Genomic DNA, 17,838 nt, shown 5'->3' on the forward strand with positions numbered 1-17,838 from the left:
GTATTAATGGTGTTTTTGTTGTTGAATGTTTAAATATTTTAATTAAATACTAGGATTAGTACTAAAAGCATCCATCTTAATAAATAGATATGATTGAATATTTTTTTTTATTACAAGAATCAATATTTTATTATTAAATTAGCATTATATTCAATGGTAATATTATTAATAATGAAAAGAATTTTACTTTTATCCCTGTTGTTTGCAGTGTTTACTGCGAATGCTCAGATCAATATCAATATCGGAAGTACAAGTTTGGGAACTGCACCAGTGAGTAGTTTTTTTTCTTATTCCTATGTTCAGCAGATTTATCCTAAGCAGGAAGTTAATGCTAATGCAGCAGGAAATATTACGGGTCTTACTTTTTATCTTGATCCTTCTGCAACCATTAATGACTCATCCAATTGGACCGTTTATCTGGGGCATACCCCAAAAATGTCTTTTGTATCCAATACAGACTGGGTTCCCGCCGCTCAGCTGACACAGGTTTTTGCGGGTACAGTAACTAAAAATGGGAATAAGGTTGAAGTAGTTTTCACAACTCCGTTCGCTTATAATAATATTGATAATCTGGTAGTGGCTGCTAAAGAAAATTCGCCAAGTATTGACATTAATAATTTTGATGAAGTTTTTCGTGTTTATTCCTACTTGCAGAATTCTACTCTTGTTTACAAAGGTGACCGTGCTGTTGTAGATACGGCATCTCCGCCGGGAGGGATAAGAGTAGATTATAAATCTGCAATAACTATTTCAGGTCTGACGGTGAATTCTGCTCCAGGCTGTCCCTTCGTGATTTCGCCAGCTAATAATGCTCAATTCGTTACTTTGTCACCTGGTATTACTTGGCAATCGGTAATGGATGCAGCTTCTTATAGAGTGTCTTTAGGTACAACCCCTGGAGGAACGGATGTTATCAACCATCAAACTGTAAATGGAGTGGGTTATAATCTCTCTCCATCTATTGTTCTTAACAATGATACTAATTATTATTTAAAAGTTACAGCTGTTTCGGCAAACGGGGAGTCTGCCGGCTGTACAGACTATACTTTCAAAACAATTCCTCCTGTGCCTGTAAATGATGCATGTTCCGGAGCTTTGCAGGCTACTGCATTTCCTTATGCTTATACACAGGCTGATGGGATGTCTTCCACTAATAACAGCGGATTTATATTGGCATGTGCTAATGATGGAATGAACGATGGTTTATGGTTTAGATTTACAGGAGATGGCAGTCAGTATACGGTCAAGGCTACTCCTTCAGTAGCTACTTTTGATCCTAAAATAGGAGTGTACAGCGGAACTTGTAATAGTTTGGTTTGTGTAGGAACAATGGATAACGGTGGTGGCGGTTCTGCTGAAACAATGACAATTACAACAACTGCAGGAACAGAATATTATATAAATGTAGGGTCTTACGAAGATTCGGTAGATATGCCAGAGGGCACATTTACAATAAATATTACAAAACTGTAATTTTCTTTGTATAGGTTTTCGTATTAAGGAAAATATAAATTGATAAAAAGGTGTTGTGGCAATTATTGTCACAACATTTTTTATAATGAATTGAATTATAATGGGAAAGATTGAAATATGACCGTAAGATCATTGCAGCAGAATTTATTTTGAATTCTAAAAGGTTGTTAAACCCGGAATATTTAACAAACTTTAACTCAAATATGGCATTCATTATGTTGATTAATGCAAGTATTTATCAGAAATTTACCACTTATTTAAATCAAGCTATGTCAGATACATATCAAGCCGAGGATATCCGTCAGTTGACGGAAAAAGTAAAAGAAAAAAACTACTTATTTTCTCTTCTGAGACAGGAAATCAACAAGGTGATTATTGGGCAGGAATACATGGTAGACCGCTTATTGGTAGGGCTTTTAGGAAACGGGCACGTTCTTCTTGAAGGTGTTCCCGGATTGGCAAAAACATTAGCCATTAAAACTCTGGCAGATGCTGTTCATGGTGAGTTCTCAAGAATTCAGTTTACCCCGGATTTGCTCCCGGCAGACGTGGTAGGAACCATGATTTACAATATCAAAGACAATGATTTTTCTATAAAAAAAGGTCCGGTATTCGCGAATTTTGTTCTTGCGGATGAGATCAACCGTGCTCCGGCAAAGGTACAGTCGGCACTCTTAGAGGTGATGCAGGAAAAGCAGGTGACCATTGGTGATGAAACCATGAAGCTTCCAAAGCCATTTTTAGTACTGGCTACCCAGAACCCGATCGATCAGGAGGGGACTTATCTGTTGCCGGAAGCACAGAGTGACCGTTTCATGCTGAAATGTACTATAGATTATCCTTCTTTTGAAGACGAAAGACTGGTGATGAGAATGGTTTCCACATCCCATCAGCCCACTGTAAAACCAGTGATTTCACTTCAGGATATTGTTGAGGCAAAAGAGATTATCAACCAAATCTATTTGGACGAAAAAATAGAAAAATATATTCTGGATATGGTTTTTGCAACACGTTATCCTGAAAATTACGGACTTTCTGAGCTTAAAAACTATATCAGTTTCGGAGCTTCTCCAAGAGCATCTATCAACCTTGCGATTGCTTCAAGAGCATACGCGTTCTTAAAAGGAAGAGCATTCGTAATCCCTGAAGATGTAAAAGCATTGGCTAAAGATGTATTGAGACATAGAATGGGCTTAACTTTTGAGGCAGAGGCAGAAGAGATAACAACTGAAGAAATCATTAACAGGATTTTAGCAAAAATACAGGCACCATAATGAGTGATGTTATTATTAGAAAGGCAGCTCAGGAAGACTGTGCCTCCATGTTGGATTTGATTAAGGAGCTTGCAGAGTATGAAAAAGCGTTGCATGAAGTAACGGTAACCCTGGATCAGTTTACTGAAGACGGATTTGGAAAATCTCCGGTTTGGGGAGCTTTCGTTGCAGAATTGAATGGCGGAATTGTAGGGATCTCATTATATTATGACCGATATTCAACATGGAAAGGAAGAAGACTCTATCTTGAAGATTTGGTAGTAACAGAAAAAATGAGAGGAAAACAGATCGGAAAGCTTCTGTTTGATGCAACTCTTGAACATGGAAAATCTAATGAATATAGCGGAATGGTTTTTCAGGTATTGAACTGGAATGAACCGGCTATTAACTTTTATAAAAAATACAGTCCAAAGTTTGACGACGAATGGTTGAATGTTTCTATTGAGTTTAAAAACTAGAGGTCGAAAACAAGAAACATTGAACCTTAAACATAAAATTCTTCTATGCAGATAAAAGATATTGTAAAAAAAGTAAAGCAGATAGAAATCCGTACCAGAAAAAAGACGGAGGCTGCTTTGATGGGACAATATCACAGCGCCTTTAAAGGGCAGGGAATGACTTTTTCAGAAGTGCGTCCTTATCAGTTCGGTGATGAGATAAGAAGAATCGACTGGAACAAAACCGCGCGTTTCCGTGAGCCATTTGTAAAGGTAATGGAAGAAGAAAGGGAACTCACCATGATGCTTGTGGTAGATATTTCTGCCTCTATGGATTATGGAACAAAAGCTCAGCTGAAAAGAGAATATGTTGCAGAAATAGCAGCCAGCCTGGGATTTTCAGCAGCCGGGAATAATGATAAGGTCGGATTGATTCTTTTTGCAGATAAAGTGTATAAAGTAATTCCTCCCCAAAAAGGAAGAAAACATATCCTTTCCATTATCAGTAATATTCTTACCGCAGATTATATTCCTGCAGAATCTAAAATAGATAAGGCGCTGGAATATATGATGGGAATTTTTAAAAGAAAATCTCTGGTTTTCCTGTTCTCAGACTTTCAGGACGAATATGATTCCAAAATGCTGAGAGTAGCCTCAAAGAAGCATCATCTTTTAGGAATGCGGATATTTGATGAGAAAGATAATGAGATTCCTGATGTAGGGTATACTTTGCTGTACGATGCAGAAACAGGGAAACAGATATGGGCGAATACTTCCAGTGCAAGATGGAGATATACCTTTGCTGAAGCTCAGAAACAAAAATTAAGAGCTTTGGAGGAAGATTTTGCCAACAGTTCGGCCAGTTTTATGAATGTAAATACCGGCTCAGATTATTCAAAATTGTTGTATAATTATTTTCAGAAAAAATAACATCGGGTTTTGCCCGCAGTAAATCAGGCGTTAGCCTTTATTATTATTTTAACATTGAGAAAAATACTTTTAATATTATCTTTCCTAGTCTGTGCAAATGCGTTTTCACAGATCTTATCTTCTAATGTAGAGAAGAAAACCCTGGCTCTGGGGGAACTCAATCATCTTACGATAAAGATTGATAATCTAAATAATGAGCAGGTAAACTCTGCAGCCAAAAACGAACTGCTGCCTTTTCATTTTGAAGAAACCAAGGACAGTATTGGGCAAAACGCTAATTTTTATGAAAGGAAAATAGAATTTGCTGTTTTTGATGAAGGAAAGTTTACTATTCCGGAACTGGAGTTTAAAGTTGGAGATAAAATTCTTAAAACCATTCCTTATGAAATAGATGTCATTAATACTGCTCAGAAAGCAGACCAGATCAATGATATCATGAAAAATAAGGAGATAAAACTTGCTGCTCAGGATTATTGGGAGCTTTACAAACTTTATATTCTGGCAGCATTGGCAGCCATTGCTTTGATTATTGCCATTTTTATGATTGTAAAATGGGGTAGAAAAGCAAAAGGATCTCCGGTAGTGGCTACCAATCAGACTTTAAAGGAGCTGGATTCTCTTAAAAAGAAAAAATATATTGAAGAAGGTAATTTCCGTTCCTTTTATGTTGAACTTATCGAAATATCCAGAAATTTTATTACCAAACAATATCGCCTTCCTGCCGATGTTCTTTTGACAGATGATCTTATTGAGGTGATGAAAAAGAACAATACCATTTCTCAGGATAATGAGAAAATTATTGAAGAAGTATTCCTGAGAGGGGATCTGGTGAAATTTGCCAAAACATTCCCGGATCAGATTACAATGGAGAAAGATTTTGCAGATATCAGAGATTTTGTGAAAAGGTCGTCCCAGGATTTAGAATTTGAAAACTTAAGAAAGGATGTTTAATTTTGAGTTTTACAGTCCGTGGTTTTTACTGCTTTTTTTGCTGTTTATTCCTCTTTTTGTAAAAGATGCGGGTAAAAATAAAAGAAAAGGTATAAAAGTTCCTACCATAAAAAATATGGGAATGAGTGGTGGAATACAAGGAATTCTTTTCTTATTGAAAATATCCAAGTATATTATTCTGTCTGCACTTATTATTGCAATGGCAAGACCGAGAACCTTTACAGTTTCACAGGACAGGGATGATACCAAAGGAGTTGATATTATGCTGTCTATTGATGTTTCACTCAGTATGCTGGCGAAGGATTTAAATCCTGACCGTATTACTGCTCTTAAAGATATTGCCATTAAATTTGTACAGAAACGTCCAAATGATAGAATAGGGGTGGTGGCTTATGCTGCGGAAGCATTTACCAAAGTTCCTGTGACCTCAGACCATCAGGTGGTGATAGATGAGATTAAAAATCTTAATTCTACAGGTTTAGAGCCGGGGACAGCCATCGGAGAAGGCCTTTCTGTTGCCGTAAATCATTTAACGAAAAGTAAAGCAAAAAGTAAAGTGATCATTCTGATGACTGATGGGGTAAGTAATATAGAAAATGCAATTCCACCACAGCTTGCTGCAGAACTTGCAAAAAATAATGACATAAAAGTATATACCATTGGGATAGGAACAAATGGTTATGCGCTGATGCCTACAGCAGTAGATTTTTTTGGAGATCTTATCTTTACTGAGGCTGAGGTGACGATTGATGAGAATACATTGAGAGAAATTGCCCAAACGACAGGCGGAAAGTATTTCAGAGCTACTTCCAACAGCAGTCTTGAAGAAGTATATGATGAGATCAATCATCTGGAAAAATCTGATGTGAAAGTGTCAAAGCTGTACAATTATGAAGAGTATTTTAAAATCTTTTTGTGGATTGCTTTGGCGATGCTGGTGCTGGATGCATTATTGAGATGGATGTTTTATAAAATTTTAAGCTGATGAGTTGGTCTTTAGGAAATTACTGGTATTTGTTCTTACTGCTGCTTTTGCCGCTGTTAGCTTCCTTTTTGATCCGTTTTCTGAAATGGAGAAAGAAAAAGAGAGACATCTTTGCAGCAAGCCAGTTTCATGATAATTTATTTGAAAAAAGTTCGGGATTTACAAGGTTCTTCCCGGCATTATATCTGTTGGGAACTTTGTTTTTGATATTTTCTATCATTGATCTTCTGAATGGTTCCGAAGAAGTGAAAAGCAACCAAAAACTGAATAATGTGATCTTTATGCTGGATGTTTCCAATTCCATGAATGCTGAAGATATTGAACCAAGCAGGCTGATGGAAGCGAAAAATGTGATGATACAGACCATGTCGAAAATGAAAAACGATAAGATCGGAATTGTCATTTTTGCGGGACAGGCAATATCTATTATGCCATTAACAACAGATTATAACTCTGCAGAAACTTATATCAGTGGTATTGAAACCACCTCTATGAAGATTCAGGGAACAGATTTTCTGAAAGGAATACAGGCAGCTACTGAAAAATTTAAAAATGTAAGCAAAGGATCACGGAAAATTATACTGCTGAGTGATGGTGAGGATAATGAAGGAAATGATAATGCAGCAATAAGACTTGCCAATAAAGAAGGAATAGCTATTACCTCTGTAGGAATAGGAACAGATGAAGGGGCTCCCGTTCCGGTATACAATGATGGGCAGCTGATGGGATATAAAACAGACATAAACGGAGGTACTGTAATTTCTAAAAGACAGACCGAAGCTTTAAATAAAATGGCGGGATCTACAGGAGGAACCTATATTGATGGAAATAACATTAATGAAGCTCCGGATAGGATCATTGATGCGATCAATAAGAAGTCTTCAGGATCGGAAACACTTGTGAAATCACAGAATGCCAATCATTATTATCAATATTTCTTAGCGGTCTCTATCCTGTTTTTCTTTTTAATTTATATTTTTAATCCTAAAAATGATTTTAATCTATAATTTTCCTTTATTTATAGAAGAATATCTACAGATACTTTAACCGAATTTTAACAAATAAAACTCTGTTTCTTAACATATAAAGGAATAATTTTGCAAGTAATGAATACTAAAACCATATTTTTATCGTTTATAGTTGCTTTCTCGTTCTCAGGCTTTTTGTTTGGGCAGGAAAACTACAGAACTTTGGTTCATGAAGGCAATCAAAAATTTGACGGTAAAGACTATGATGGAGCGTCCTCCAAATATATGGAGGCTGTGAAATCCAATGATAAGGATTTTACGGCTCATTATAATATGGGAAATGCTTTATATAAAAGTAAAAAATATGAAGAGGCAAAGTCCGAATTTGAAAAAGCACAACAGCTTTCCCAAACTCTTCCTGATAAGGCTGCAGCACTTCATAACTTAGGGAATACCTATATGCAGATGAATCAGCCGGAAAAAGCGGCAGATTATTATAAAAAAGCGCTTAAACAAAACCCTTACAGTGAGGCTACCCGTAAAAATTATGAAATTGCCAAGCTGAAAGAAAAAGAAAAGCAACAAAATAAAAACCAGCAAAATAATTCTGGAAAAGGTGGTGGCGGAAGCGATCAGAACAAAGGTGATGATCAGGGTGATAAAAAAGACCAAAGGCAGGATCAGGGAAATGGCCAACAAAACGAAGGCAAAAGTGACCAAGGCAATCCTCAGCAGAATCAGAATAATGAGGGTAAAATGCCCAAAAATCTTGAAAATCAGCTCTTAGATAAAATAAACGAAAAAGAAAAAGAAACCGCCAGAAGAATTTTAAACAAAAATTCTTATTCGATGCCCGAAAGCAACGAGAAAGATTGGTGATGAAGTATAGATTGATTTACATATTGCTTACTCTGGCATCCGTAATTACTTACGGACAGGTAAATCTTTCTCTTGATGCTGATAAAACAGAGTACGGTGGAAAAGATGTTGTAAACCTTACCATTGTTCTTGAACTTAATGGAACAGACCTTGTTCAGCAGACAGGTTTCCAGCTTCCGGACCTTTCAAAATTCAATATTATAGGCAGTGGATCTGTAACCAATACTGTAATTGATCCTGCTACCAATACACTTATTACTCAAAAAGTATCCAGAATTGCCCTTGAACCCAAGAAAAAGGGTAAAATCAAAATAGGGTCCGTACTGGTTACTGTAAATAACAAAATCTATAAAACAGAGCCTTTCGATGTTAATATCCGCGATATTGTTGATAAAAGATCCTTAGCAGGTAATACTTCCAATGAAGTGTTTCTGAATATGGAAATCGAAGACAGGGATGTCTATCAGGATCAGCCTACTATTGCTGTTCTGAAAGTATATTCCAGAAATATGGATAATCTCAGAAAAGTAAAAAATATCCGTCTTCCGCAACAGGAAAATATCAATGTACATCCTATCAATTTCACTAAATCCGAGATTGATCCTTCCGGCAACGGAAATATGTCATCACAGATCTTGGCCATGTTTATGGTATTCCCGAATGAAGCCGGATATGTTGAAGTTCCTGGAGTATCAGCATCAGTAAGTACTTATTCAAACAAAAATAAAATTGTTTCCAATAAGATAAAGCTTAATGTAAGAAAGCTTCCGGAAGGAGCACCTGATGGTTTTAAAAATGCAGTAGGAAACTTCAGTGTAAGCGTTCATAATACAACTAAGGAAAAACCCGAAGCCAAAAAACCACTAAATGTTGTTGTAAAGGTTACCGGAGAAGGGAATTTACCTGATATGGAGCTTCCTAAAATTGTAGCTTCTCCAGACTATGAAGTTTTTGCACCAAAAATCACGTCGAAGGTTTCTCCTGGAGCTTCCGGGATGAAAGGTACCATCATGGCTAACTATGTATTGATTCCTAATAAATCAGGAGCCATTTCCATTAAGACAGAACCATTTGCCTTTTTTGATCCTGAAAATAAGGAATATGTGGACCTGGGCCAGAAAACATTAGATGTAAATGCACTTTCCCACGACCAGGTAATGGAATCCCGTTCTACAGTAGAAAAGGTAAATGAATATACCAATAATCTGCTGGAAACGGTAAATACACCGGTTTTAAAAACCACCTCATTTAAAGTAAAAGAAAAAAGTAAATTCCACTGGAATATTCTTTTGACCAATATTGCCATTCTTTTAGGCTTATTTGTTGTCTATCTGATATTTAAAACTTGGCAAAAAAAGCGCGCATTAGTTAATGAAACTATATCTCAAAAACCCTTAGGTTCAGTGGCTGAAACAGAAAAAGAAATCAGAGAGTTGCTGAAAACGGACATCAATGATTATTTTGGTTATCTTGAAAACCTCAAGGATAATGGTGAGTATGAAAAGTTCTTTACCACTTTGGAAGAGTTGGATCAGGAAGTACGAAATCAGTATTTCCAAGGCTCTGTTGCTGAGTTTAAGACTTTTCTTGAAAAGCATAAAGGTTCTTCAGTTGCAGAAGAGTATGCAAGATTGCAGCAGAAAATTCAAATGGAGAAATACTCTCCTGTGAAATCTCAAGAAGGTATTGAAGAACTTTTGAAAACAATTGTTAATTTATATTCACAAATTAGCAAATAGTCAGTTTATTTTCATATTTTTGCGAAATTTTTAATTACAAAGAGATGGAAATTTTTGATGGTTTCTCTTTTAAAGAGATCGTTACCAGCTTTATGGTTCTTTTTGCCGTTATCGATATTATCGGCTCGGTTCCTATTATAGTAAGCCTTCAGCAGAAGTTCGGAAAGATTGAAGCTGGAAAAGCTTCGATTACTGCCGGAGCAATTATGATTGTTTTCCTGTTTGTAGGGAATAAAATTCTAAAGCTGATTGGAGTAGATGTCAATTCATTTGCCATTGCCGGAGCTTTTGTGATTTTTGTCATAGCGCTTGAAATGATTTTAGGTATAGAGATCAATAAAACAACGGAAGCAAAGGCTGCATCCATCGTGCCCATCGCATTTCCATTGGTTGCAGGTGCCGGAACTTTAACAACAGCATTATCCCTCAGAGCTGAATTTCATGATATTAATATTATCTGCGGAATTATTCTTAATACAATTTTCGTATATTTGGTGCTGAAATCAGCGAAATGGCTGGAGCAGAAAATAGGAGATGCAACTTTGATGATTCTTCAGAAAGTTTTCGGTATTATTCTTTTAGCGATTTCAATTAAATTATTCACTGCAAATTTTGCCCAATTGGTGCTGAATTATGTTAATTTTTAAAAATTATGAAGAAGTTTTATAAAGTATTTTTAATACTGTTCATTGTTTTCATTGCCATCAACCTTTATGCTATCAACTGGCAGAATGACCTTATCGCTGATGAAGACAACATTAAGTTTGTATTTTCTGCATCCGCTGCTGCAATAGGCCTTATCCTTCTTTTTGTAATGGATACCTGGAGCCGAATCGGTGTAAAGAAGTAAATAAATTAAATATTTATAGATATAGCCTCTTTCGTTTTGAAGGAGGTTTTTTTTATGGATAAAAGAAAGATAAAAGATCTTGTCATTAAACAATTATTCCCGTATACATATCCATTTGGTATCAGTATCCATAGAGGTGGGCTTTAGTCCATCCTAATAAATGAAATAATTCCATTATTGGCTTTATCCAAAATTTACTATTGGAACACAAACTTTCTATTTACTAGGAGACAACCAGGTTTTTCAAAATAGCTTCAGACTTAAGCTCTGTTTCTGTCCATTCTTTTTCTGGGTTACTTTGAGCAGTAATTCCACCTCCTACGAAAACGTGTACAGAATCTTTATAAAGCCTTGCGCATCTAAGATTTACAAAATAAAGAACACTCTCTTCAGTTTCCACTTTTATATAACCGGCATAGAATTCACGCGGAAATTTCTCGTACTTTCTGATGTTTTCATTGCAGAAATCCTTAGGTATACCACAAACTGCCGGAGTAGGGTGTAGATCCTGAATCAGGTTATCAAGGTCATCAGGCTTTATAGTTGTTTTAAAATCTGTACGAAGATGCTTGATATTCCCTGAAACATGGTCATACGTTTCGGATTGTTGAACCTGATCAGAATAGTTTTTAAGAATAGTCTGAATGTAAGAGGTAACCGGTTTTTGCTCTTCAATTTCTTTTTCTGTCCATTCTTCAGAAATAGGAAGAGTTCCTGCCAATGCCATAGTTTCAAACTCATGTGTAGCTTTGTTGAATTTTCCCAATACTTCCGAAAAGGCCCCCATCCACACATTTTCTCTGTCATTAAACAAATATCTGAAGGCATTAGGGTAGGATTGGCATAAATTCTCAAAACTAGCCTTATAATCAATCGTATTAAAGGCTGTAAAGATTTTTCTTCTTGAATAAACCAGTTTAGGAAGATTGTTTTCTTTAATGATTTCAATTACCTGCTGTAAAGTATTGCAGTATTCCTCTTTGGTTTCTGCTGTAAAACCGGTTGTATCCTCAGGAAGGGATTCATTGGTAACAGAGAGATCATGAAACTTTATCGGATCGGCTTTGATGATATTTCCATTAAAGTTAATTTGGGTAAGGCTGTTATAAGAATAAAAATTGACAGCATCTTTATCGTTTGTTTCCTCTACAGTATGCAATCCTTCATTGAAGGGAAGTTTGAAATAAATCATGAGTTATGAATGGATTTTGAAAATCACTAACCGGAAATAATATAGGAAATTCCGAAGTTGATTTTCCTTTCTGCAAAGGTATCATTTCCTGAAGAAATATTTTTAGCAGAGCTAATAAAATTATCCAGATTATTGGTATATTTTGTTAGCATATAAGATTGAGACGGATTTGAAGAATAATTAAAGTTTTTGCGAACAGATATATAGATGTCATTATTAAACACTGCCATATTACTGTTTTTATGCCATTTTTCCAGTAACAATATTGGTATTTGTCCTCTTATGAACGATCCCATTTCCAATGGAAAAATTTGGGTCATTTGATGCATTTAAATATTCTGATACATTATGTTTTATCCCATTTTTCCAGAAATACCATGCAGGTTTTGGGTCAATCTTATCTATATTTGTTCCGAAGAGATACATATCATTATTATCAACAATAATTTTAGTTCCCATCAGGTTTTCTCCTTCCTGTACAAAGGTTTGCTGCCCGTTCTTCCAGTAACAGGCTTTAAATTCATCTACCCCGCCAAGATAGACGTCATAAGATGCTTTCTTTTCTATAAGAGTTGAATCTTCATTATTACAGGAAATACAGAATAAGAAAGCAGTTAAAAAAGCTAAAATTTGAATTTTCATGGTTGTTGGTTTCTTATAAGATGCAAAAAAATGAAAAGGTTGCAGTAAGAATATAAAAAAAGCTCAAAAAAATTTGAGCCTTTGATTCTTTAATGTCAATTCAACCTACTTATTAATGATATTATTCGTCATTGTAGTATGGTTAATAAGTGTTCCTTTTTCATCTCTGATTTCAATTTCAGAAACGTGCATTGTTTTTCCTTTTCTGATGAATCTGGCAGTGGCTGTTACAATCCCATCCTTTTTACTTCTTAAGTGATTGGAGTTGATATTGGTTCCTACACCATAGTATTTGTCACCATCAATGAAAATATTAGAAAGACTTGAACCCAGCGTTTCAGCCAATACACAGCTTGCTCCTCCGTGCATGATTCCAAAAGGCTGGTGTGTTCTTGGCAATACCGGCATAGTGGCAGTAAGAGTTTCATTTTCGAAATCTATATCGATGAATTTAATTTCCATTGCTTTTGCAAGGGTTTCATCACCCCAATTGTTGATGAATGCTAGTATTTCTTCTTTGGTCTGACCTTTCATTTTTATAAAGATATGTGATGATTAATATATAATAATTGATTATTCGCCTGTTCCCATAATATTAGGGTTCCAGTTGGCCGGAATTTTAGGTACAATATCGTTTGTTACATAATAATCCTGAATTTCCTGCATGATTTCAGAAAATGGGACAGATGCAATTCTTTCATAAGGAATGGTATAACCCAGGTAAACAATATTTCTTTTAAAATCTCCTGCCGCCAGTACAATAGGCACTTTTGCTGCCATGGCCATATGGTAGAATCCTTTTCTCCATTTCGGAACCCAGCTTCTTGTTCCTTCCGGGGTAATCACAAGGCTGAAATCTTCCTTAGCAAACTGACTGGCCACAAAATTAACAAGGTCGTTTTTCTGGCTTCTGTCTATTCCAATTCCTCCCAGTCCTTTTACAATTCCTCCGTACCAGGCTTTGGTGTGAGCATCTTTGATGATGATTTTCAAAGGTTTATTCAGGGACCAATAGGCAAAATTTCCTAAAATGTATTCCATATTATGGGTGTGCGGTGCCACCACCAGGATACATCTGTTGAGGACGTTAACATCGCCCTGCAGGACAACTTTCCATCCTAATAATTTTAACATCAGTTTGCCTATCAGCTTTTTCATAGATTCTTGGATTAAAAACAAAAAAGTATAACCAAATTGGTTATACTTTTACAAATATATTGAAATATTATTGCTCTTAAAACAAACCGTTGATTAAATCTACGATTTTCATTACGAATTCCATTGCAAATTGTATCATAATAAGAGTGTTTTTTTAGTGTTGGTTGGTTATTAAATTTTTAACTATACGAAATTAAAACAATTTTTTCACATAGAGAACTAAATAGTAGCTTTTTTCACTTTTCTGAGAGAAGAATGGTGTGAATTTCAAACGGTTGCTTTCCATTCACACCTTCTACCACTCTCTGTAGTTAATTATTTAGTTTGTATGGATATTTCGTTTTTTCCGTCCTTGATTTTGATATCTACATCCTTGTTGATCTTTTTAATATCAGATGCTACAGAATCAATTACTTTCTTAGCCTGGTTATTCGGAACCTTTTTACCATTGATGATAATGCTGTCCTTGTCATCAGAGTTATATTCTATGCTGGAACCGTTTACTGTGATTTTATTCTTTTCAATTCTGATTCCGTTTTCGTCTTCATCTCTGTTCTGATCATCATCATTAATACCATCACCATCCAGATCTCCATCTATATTGATTCTGTTTTTGTTCATTGAGATTACCCGCATTTTCTGTGGTACTACAAGTTCATAGTTCACTCTGTAATCTCTGAATCTGTGATCATAAGGATACTTTACGAAGTTAGGAAGCATTACTTTATTGTTAATTACTTCTACAGGAACGGTAAGCTGGATAGGGAAGTTATATCCGTTTCCTTCTTTTTTGATAATAAGGTATGGTGTTTTGATATCCGGCTTTCTTGTAACTTCTACAGAAACATAATCTTCCTCATACACATTTTTCTTATCCGAATAAATATCATCATCATACGCTTTGTAGTTCTGTGGAATACTTACCTGTTTCATGTCTACATATATCGTATCAGAAGTTGTATTGATCGCTACATTTTCAGTATCTTCTTTACTTCCTTTGTAGATCAGATTTTTCTTAGCCATACTGATTCCAAAGTAAGTTCCCAGTCCTATCAGAAGAAGGAATAAACCTCCTATTACCCATCCGATGTTTCTCAACTTTGTTTTTGGAGAAAAGATCTTGATGCTTAATAAACTGAACAGGATTGCTGGAATTAAGCTTCCAATTACCATTATGGCTGCCAATACTTTATCAAGTCCCTGATCATCCATATAAAATCTGATCTGATTAGCCCCTGGAAAATCTGTATCCATTCCGAAAAGACCGAACAACACAAATACTCCGATAATACTTCCTACCGCCATCAATACGAAGATTCCTCCTACAATATATTTGATTATATTCCATGCTCCACTTCCTGCATTGTTGATGTAAGGCTTGTTTTCGTTGTAGATTTCTCCGACCCTCTGAGTAGATTCATTGGCAAACTGTACCAATTTGTTAGACTCATTCTTAAGATTGTCGAAGTTCATAGGCTTTCCCTGCATTTTCAGGAAATCTGCTGCAGTTTCAGCCTTTGGGAGTACGGCCCAAAGAATTACATAAAGAAGACCTATTAATGAAGAGGAGATTGCTGCAGTGAAGATTCCTAAGACGAAAACCCCCAGCCAAATCGCTCTCATAGCCGTAATATCCATTCCTACATACTGAGCTAAACCAGCACAAACACCTGCTACTTTTTGTTTTTCAGGATCACGGAACAATTGTTTCTTATCTGAGTAATTAGTTCCTGTATTGGTATTTTTAGTTGTATTTTTTTCAGAAAAATAAGCCTCTTCCTGTTCTTCGATTTTTTCAGGGGTTCCGATCTGTGCGATTACTTTTTCTACATCTGTATCGTTGATCACTTCACGTTTTCCCAGAGAATCTCTGAAGATCTCCACCATTCTTATTTCTATGTCATGCATTACCTCATCTGCTTCGGAAGCATCCAGTGAGCTTCTCAGAGCGTTCAGGTAATCGCTGAGCTTTATATATGCGTGTTCTTCTATTGTAAAAGAAAAACCTGCGAGTCCTATTGAGAGTGTCTTGTTCATAGCTTTGTTTTTTAATGTTGTTGTGTGATTTGGTTTACTGAGGCTGTAAGCTCATTCCACGTATTTAGAAGTTCATCCAGGAAAAGTTTTCCTTTTTCCGTGATCTGATAATATTTTCGGGGTGGCCCGCCTGTAGATTCTTCCCATCTGTAAGAGAGAAACTCTCCGTTTTTAAGTCTTGTAAGAAGAGGGTAGAGGGTACCTTCCACTACATCCAGTTTTCCTTTTTTCAGCTCATCTATAAGATCGGAAACATACATTTCGCGATTATTAATGAGACTTAGAATACAGAATTCCAGAATTCCTTTTCGCATTTGCGCTTTGGTATTTTCAGTATTCATCTTGTATAAGTTTGTTAATTAGGTTATATTTTTAGAAAAATGCTCCTAGCTAGTTGAGCCTATTCTAATTTTACATTACAAAGATATGTAAATAAAATGGTATTATGCAATACAAAGTAGTGAAATTTTTAAAATAAAACATTTAATTAATTGATAATCAGTGTTATAATTTTTAATTCATATTTTTGAAAATCTTATTTTGAGAAAAAAGCCTTTTGAAAAGTTTAAGATTTTGATAAATTTTGGAAAAATATAGAGGATGAAAACCGTTTTTACTGATAGTTTATATACCTGGTTTTTTACCTGTGGTAAAAATGTGTTTTATTTATAGTGATCCAAATAATTAGTGAAGTATTTGGATAATTTTTGTATACGAAATATCCAAAATTCAAAATAACAGAACTGACTGCTATCTTTTCAAGTTTTGTCACTCATGTAAATACGTTTGGGTTTTGAAATCGGAGTAATGATTCGTATTTTTGTTTGGACGTTTTTAAAAAACATTTGAACCTATATTACTATGAACATGAATATTTTGAATTATTACAGGAGTTTATCCGCTTTTATATTATTAGGACCTTTATGTTTTGGGCAATACCAGCTTGAAGTCAAAAATATATCAAAAAATTATAGTGCTGTCATTCATTCTGAAAACTGTTTTGAAGGTAGTTGTAAAGGCAAAAGTACAGTAGATCTGTTTAATAACAACAATACCAAGGTCCAGACTTTTGTATCTGATGACCTGGTAATAGACTTAAAGCCGGATCAAAAACCGAGGCCCGGAAAAATGATGACGCTGACCGATGAACAGAGATCGCTTATCATAGATGATTTTAATTTTGATGGTACCGAAGATATAGCTATAAGGAACGGAAATATGGGGAACTATCACAGTGCTTCATATGATGTGTACGTTTTCAACAGTACAAGAATGAGTTTTGTAAAAAGTAAAGAGCTTACGGATCTGGCATCGAATGGGTTTGATATTTTTGATGTTGATTCCAAACGCAAACGTCTTATCACTTCCGGAAAATCGGGATGTTGTGATATTTTCACTACAGAATATGCCATAATTCCGAATAAAGGACTGGATAGAGTTTTTGAAAAAGAAGTGGATATGACTAGTGAAGACCGTGTAAAAGTGATCACGAAAGAAAAAATAAACAATAAATGGGTAACCAAAACCAAGGTATATACATCAGAACAATATAATAAAGATAAGTAAGATGAAGATCCAGAAAGAAATTGATTTTATCCTGGCAGTAGATGCCCTGAAAAATGTACAGCGAAGAAATTATAATGCAGACGATTCCAGAAGAGAGAATACAGCAGAGCATTCATGGCAGATTATTATTCTTGCCCAAATCCTTTATCCGTATGCAAAAAACCGCACAGATATTGATTTGTTAAGAGTTATAAGAATGCTTTCGATTCATGATCTTGTGGAGATTGAGGCAGGTGATACTTTCCTTTTTGATGAGGCAGCAATGGTGGGGAAGTTTGAAAGAGAAAAGATTTCCGCACAGAAGATCTTCGGAATTCTGGATGAACCTTTAAGAACAGAATTCTTTAATCTATGGCTTGAGTTTGAGGAAGAAGCAACTCCAGATGCTATTTTTGCATGCTCTATCGACAGAATTATGCCTTTTATTCTTAATTCCTATACTTCCGGGAAAAGCTGGACAGAAGCTGGAGTAACTGAAAAACAGATCAGAAATATGCTTGAAAATGCGATTACCAGAGCGTCAGATGAAATGGGAGAGGCTTTTGAAATGTTGTTGAGCAGAGGTCTGGAAACAGAAAAGGTCTTAAAATAATCTGAGTTTGATAAGGATGGTCAGTTGGGAACATGGAGGCTGGAAGTTATTCCTGTAATTAATAAAAGTCACTTGTTTGGCCTTTCTGATATCAAAAAAACAGAAATGTTTTATTCTGAATTTAGAGTAAAATAAATATCATAAAATTTTCGGGCGGCCAAAGGC

20 protein-coding genes are annotated in these 17,838 nt (G+C 35.5%); 13 read left to right on the forward strand and 7 right to left on the reverse strand.

Annotation, left to right across the window (positions count from 1 at the left end):
* Positions 1-171: 171 nt before the first annotated feature.
* The 11 genes from WH267_RS20690 (at position 172) to WH267_RS20740 (ending at position 10,486) form a co-directional block, all read left to right on the forward strand.
* Positions 172-1,473, forward strand: a complete 1,302-nt coding sequence (locus WH267_RS20690) for a hypothetical protein (RefSeq protein WP_340010701.1) — start codon at positions 172-174, stop codon at positions 1,471-1,473.
* A 269-nt stretch (positions 1,474-1,742) separates the two neighbouring features.
* Positions 1,743-2,747: an AAA family ATPase gene (locus WH267_RS20695; protein WP_115973224.1), complete on the forward strand. Its 1,005-nt coding sequence runs from the start codon at positions 1,743-1,745 to the stop codon at positions 2,745-2,747.
* Complete coding sequence (locus tag WH267_RS20700) at positions 2,747-3,205, forward strand: GNAT family N-acetyltransferase (protein ID WP_340010702.1); 459 nt, start codon at positions 2,747-2,749, stop codon at positions 3,203-3,205. The genes WH267_RS20695 and WH267_RS20700 overlap by 1 nt, the downstream gene beginning before the upstream one ends.
* A gap of 45 nt (positions 3,206-3,250) precedes the next feature.
* Complete coding sequence (locus tag WH267_RS20705) at positions 3,251-4,114, forward strand: DUF58 domain-containing protein (protein WP_340010703.1); 864 nt, start codon at positions 3,251-3,253, stop codon at positions 4,112-4,114.
* A 54-nt stretch (positions 4,115-4,168) separates the two neighbouring features.
* A complete protein-coding gene (locus tag WH267_RS20710) occupies positions 4,169-5,065 on the forward strand; it encodes a BatD family protein (RefSeq protein ID WP_340010705.1) in 897 nt (298 codons plus the stop codon).
* Positions 5,058-6,050, forward strand: a complete 993-nt coding sequence (locus WH267_RS20715; RefSeq protein WP_123318291.1) for a VWA domain-containing protein — start codon at positions 5,058-5,060, stop codon at positions 6,048-6,050. Before WH267_RS20710 ends, WH267_RS20715 begins: the two co-directional genes overlap by 8 nt.
* Positions 6,050-7,057 carry a vWA domain-containing protein gene (locus WH267_RS20720; protein WP_340010708.1) on the forward strand — a complete coding sequence of 336 codons (1,008 nt, stop codon included), beginning with the start codon at positions 6,050-6,052 and terminating at the stop codon, positions 7,055-7,057. Before WH267_RS20715 ends, WH267_RS20720 begins: the two co-directional genes overlap by 1 nt.
* Positions 7,058-7,156: 99 nt before the next feature.
* Complete coding sequence (locus WH267_RS20725; RefSeq protein WP_115973178.1) at positions 7,157-7,897, forward strand: tetratricopeptide repeat protein; 741 nt, start codon at positions 7,157-7,159, stop codon at positions 7,895-7,897.
* Positions 7,897-9,636, forward strand: coding sequence for a BatD family protein (locus WH267_RS20730; protein ID WP_340010711.1), 1,740 nt, complete (start codon positions 7,897-7,899; stop codon positions 9,634-9,636). The genes WH267_RS20725 and WH267_RS20730 overlap by 1 nt, the downstream gene beginning before the upstream one ends.
* A 44-nt stretch (positions 9,637-9,680) precedes the next feature.
* A complete protein-coding gene (locus tag WH267_RS20735) occupies positions 9,681-10,283 on the forward strand; it encodes a MarC family protein (protein WP_115973180.1) in 603 nt (200 codons plus the stop codon).
* 5 nt (positions 10,284-10,288) lie between these two features.
* Positions 10,289-10,486, forward strand: coding sequence for a hypothetical protein (locus WH267_RS20740; protein ID WP_123318294.1), 198 nt, complete (start codon positions 10,289-10,291; stop codon positions 10,484-10,486).
* A 223-nt stretch (positions 10,487-10,709) separates the two neighbouring features.
* Here WH267_RS20740 and WH267_RS20745 read toward each other — a convergent pair whose 3' ends face one another.
* The 7 genes from WH267_RS20745 to WH267_RS20775 all read right to left on the reverse strand — a co-directional run bounded on the left by WH267_RS20745 (position 10,710) and on the right by WH267_RS20775 (position 15,856).
* Positions 10,710-11,678 (reverse strand): chorismate-binding protein, encoded by a 969-nt coding sequence (locus WH267_RS20745; protein WP_340010714.1) that lies wholly within the window; start codon positions 11,676-11,678, stop codon positions 10,710-10,712.
* Between the two features lie 26 nt (positions 11,679-11,704).
* Positions 11,705-11,908, reverse strand: coding sequence for a hypothetical protein (locus WH267_RS20750; RefSeq protein WP_340010716.1), 204 nt, complete (start codon positions 11,906-11,908; stop codon positions 11,705-11,707).
* 10 nt (positions 11,909-11,918) lie between these two features.
* Positions 11,919-12,320 (reverse strand): hypothetical protein, encoded by a 402-nt coding sequence (locus WH267_RS20755; RefSeq protein WP_340010718.1) that lies wholly within the window; start codon positions 12,318-12,320, stop codon positions 11,919-11,921.
* Between the two features lie 105 nt (positions 12,321-12,425).
* Positions 12,426-12,854, reverse strand: a complete 429-nt coding sequence (locus tag WH267_RS20760) for a PaaI family thioesterase (protein WP_340010719.1) — start codon at positions 12,852-12,854, stop codon at positions 12,426-12,428.
* A 39-nt stretch (positions 12,855-12,893) separates the two neighbouring features.
* On the reverse strand, positions 12,894-13,478 hold the full coding sequence (locus tag WH267_RS20765) for a 1-acyl-sn-glycerol-3-phosphate acyltransferase (RefSeq protein ID WP_123318299.1): 585 nt from the start codon (positions 13,476-13,478) through the stop codon (positions 12,894-12,896).
* A 315-nt stretch (positions 13,479-13,793) separates the two neighbouring features.
* Complete coding sequence (locus WH267_RS20770) at positions 13,794-15,515, reverse strand: PspC domain-containing protein (RefSeq protein ID WP_115973187.1); 1,722 nt, start codon at positions 15,513-15,515, stop codon at positions 13,794-13,796.
* 11 nt (positions 15,516-15,526) lie between these two features.
* Positions 15,527-15,856, reverse strand: coding sequence for a PadR family transcriptional regulator (locus WH267_RS20775; protein ID WP_068944173.1), 330 nt, complete (start codon positions 15,854-15,856; stop codon positions 15,527-15,529).
* Between the two features lie 520 nt (positions 15,857-16,376).
* On the opposite strand from WH267_RS20775, the gene WH267_RS20780 reads away from it, so the two are divergent.
* The gene (locus WH267_RS20780) at positions 16,377-17,081 is read left to right on the forward strand and encodes an XAC2610-related protein (protein ID WP_340010723.1); all 705 of its coding nucleotides are present in this window, start codon (positions 16,377-16,379) and stop codon (positions 17,079-17,081) included.
* A gap of 1 nt (position 17,082) precedes the next feature.
* Complete coding sequence (locus WH267_RS20785) at positions 17,083-17,673, forward strand: HD domain-containing protein (RefSeq protein ID WP_115973190.1); 591 nt, start codon at positions 17,083-17,085, stop codon at positions 17,671-17,673.
* Positions 17,674-17,838: the final 165 nt, after the last annotated feature.

The sequence above is a fragment of the Chryseobacterium sp. MYb328 genome (assembly GCF_037572595.1).
In the GTDB taxonomy this organism is placed as follows: domain Bacteria; phylum Bacteroidota; class Bacteroidia; order Flavobacteriales; family Weeksellaceae; genus Chryseobacterium; species Chryseobacterium pennae.

Excerpts from the sequence above, each read along its gene's own strand:
- WH267_RS20690 (WP_340010701.1), top strand. The coding sequence starts at position 172 with ATGAAAAGAATTTTACTTTTATCCCTGTTGTTTGCAGTGTTTACTGCG.
- WH267_RS20695 (WP_115973224.1), top strand. The coding sequence starts at position 1,743 with ATGTCAGATACATATCAAGCCGAGGATATCCGTCAGTTGACGGAAAAA.
- WH267_RS20700 (WP_340010702.1), top strand. The coding sequence starts at position 2,747 with ATGAGTGATGTTATTATTAGAAAGGCAGCTCAGGAAGACTGTGCCTCC.
- WH267_RS20705 (WP_340010703.1), top strand. The coding sequence starts at position 3,251 with ATGCAGATAAAAGATATTGTAAAAAAAGTAAAGCAGATAGAAATCCGT.
- WH267_RS20715 (WP_123318291.1), top strand. The coding sequence starts at position 5,058 with ATGTTTAATTTTGAGTTTTACAGTCCGTGGTTTTTACTGCTTTTTTTG.
- WH267_RS20720 (WP_340010708.1), top strand. The coding sequence starts at position 6,050 with ATGAGTTGGTCTTTAGGAAATTACTGGTATTTGTTCTTACTGCTGCTT.
- WH267_RS20725 (WP_115973178.1), top strand. The coding sequence starts at position 7,157 with ATGAATACTAAAACCATATTTTTATCGTTTATAGTTGCTTTCTCGTTC.
- WH267_RS20730 (WP_340010711.1), top strand. The coding sequence starts at position 7,897 with ATGAAGTATAGATTGATTTACATATTGCTTACTCTGGCATCCGTAATT.
- WH267_RS20735 (WP_115973180.1), top strand. The coding sequence starts at position 9,681 with ATGGAAATTTTTGATGGTTTCTCTTTTAAAGAGATCGTTACCAGCTTT.
- WH267_RS20740 (WP_123318294.1), top strand. The coding sequence starts at position 10,289 with ATGAAGAAGTTTTATAAAGTATTTTTAATACTGTTCATTGTTTTCATT.
- WH267_RS20745 (WP_340010714.1), bottom strand. The coding sequence starts at position 11,678 with ATGATTTATTTCAAACTTCCCTTCAATGAAGGATTGCATACTGTAGAG.
- WH267_RS20750 (WP_340010716.1), bottom strand. The coding sequence starts at position 11,908 with ATGGCAGTGTTTAATAATGACATCTATATATCTGTTCGCAAAAACTTT.
- WH267_RS20755 (WP_340010718.1), bottom strand. The coding sequence starts at position 12,320 with ATGAAAATTCAAATTTTAGCTTTTTTAACTGCTTTCTTATTCTGTATT.
- WH267_RS20760 (WP_340010719.1), bottom strand. The coding sequence starts at position 12,854 with ATGAAAGGTCAGACCAAAGAAGAAATACTAGCATTCATCAACAATTGG.
- WH267_RS20765 (WP_123318299.1), bottom strand. The coding sequence starts at position 13,478 with ATGAAAAAGCTGATAGGCAAACTGATGTTAAAATTATTAGGATGGAAA.
- WH267_RS20770 (WP_115973187.1), bottom strand. The coding sequence starts at position 15,515 with ATGAACAAGACACTCTCAATAGGACTCGCAGGTTTTTCTTTTACAATA.
- WH267_RS20775 (WP_068944173.1), bottom strand. The coding sequence starts at position 15,856 with ATGAATACTGAAAATACCAAAGCGCAAATGCGAAAAGGAATTCTGGAA.
- WH267_RS20780 (WP_340010723.1), top strand. The coding sequence starts at position 16,377 with ATGAACATGAATATTTTGAATTATTACAGGAGTTTATCCGCTTTTATA.
- WH267_RS20785 (WP_115973190.1), top strand. The coding sequence starts at position 17,083 with ATGAAGATCCAGAAAGAAATTGATTTTATCCTGGCAGTAGATGCCCTG.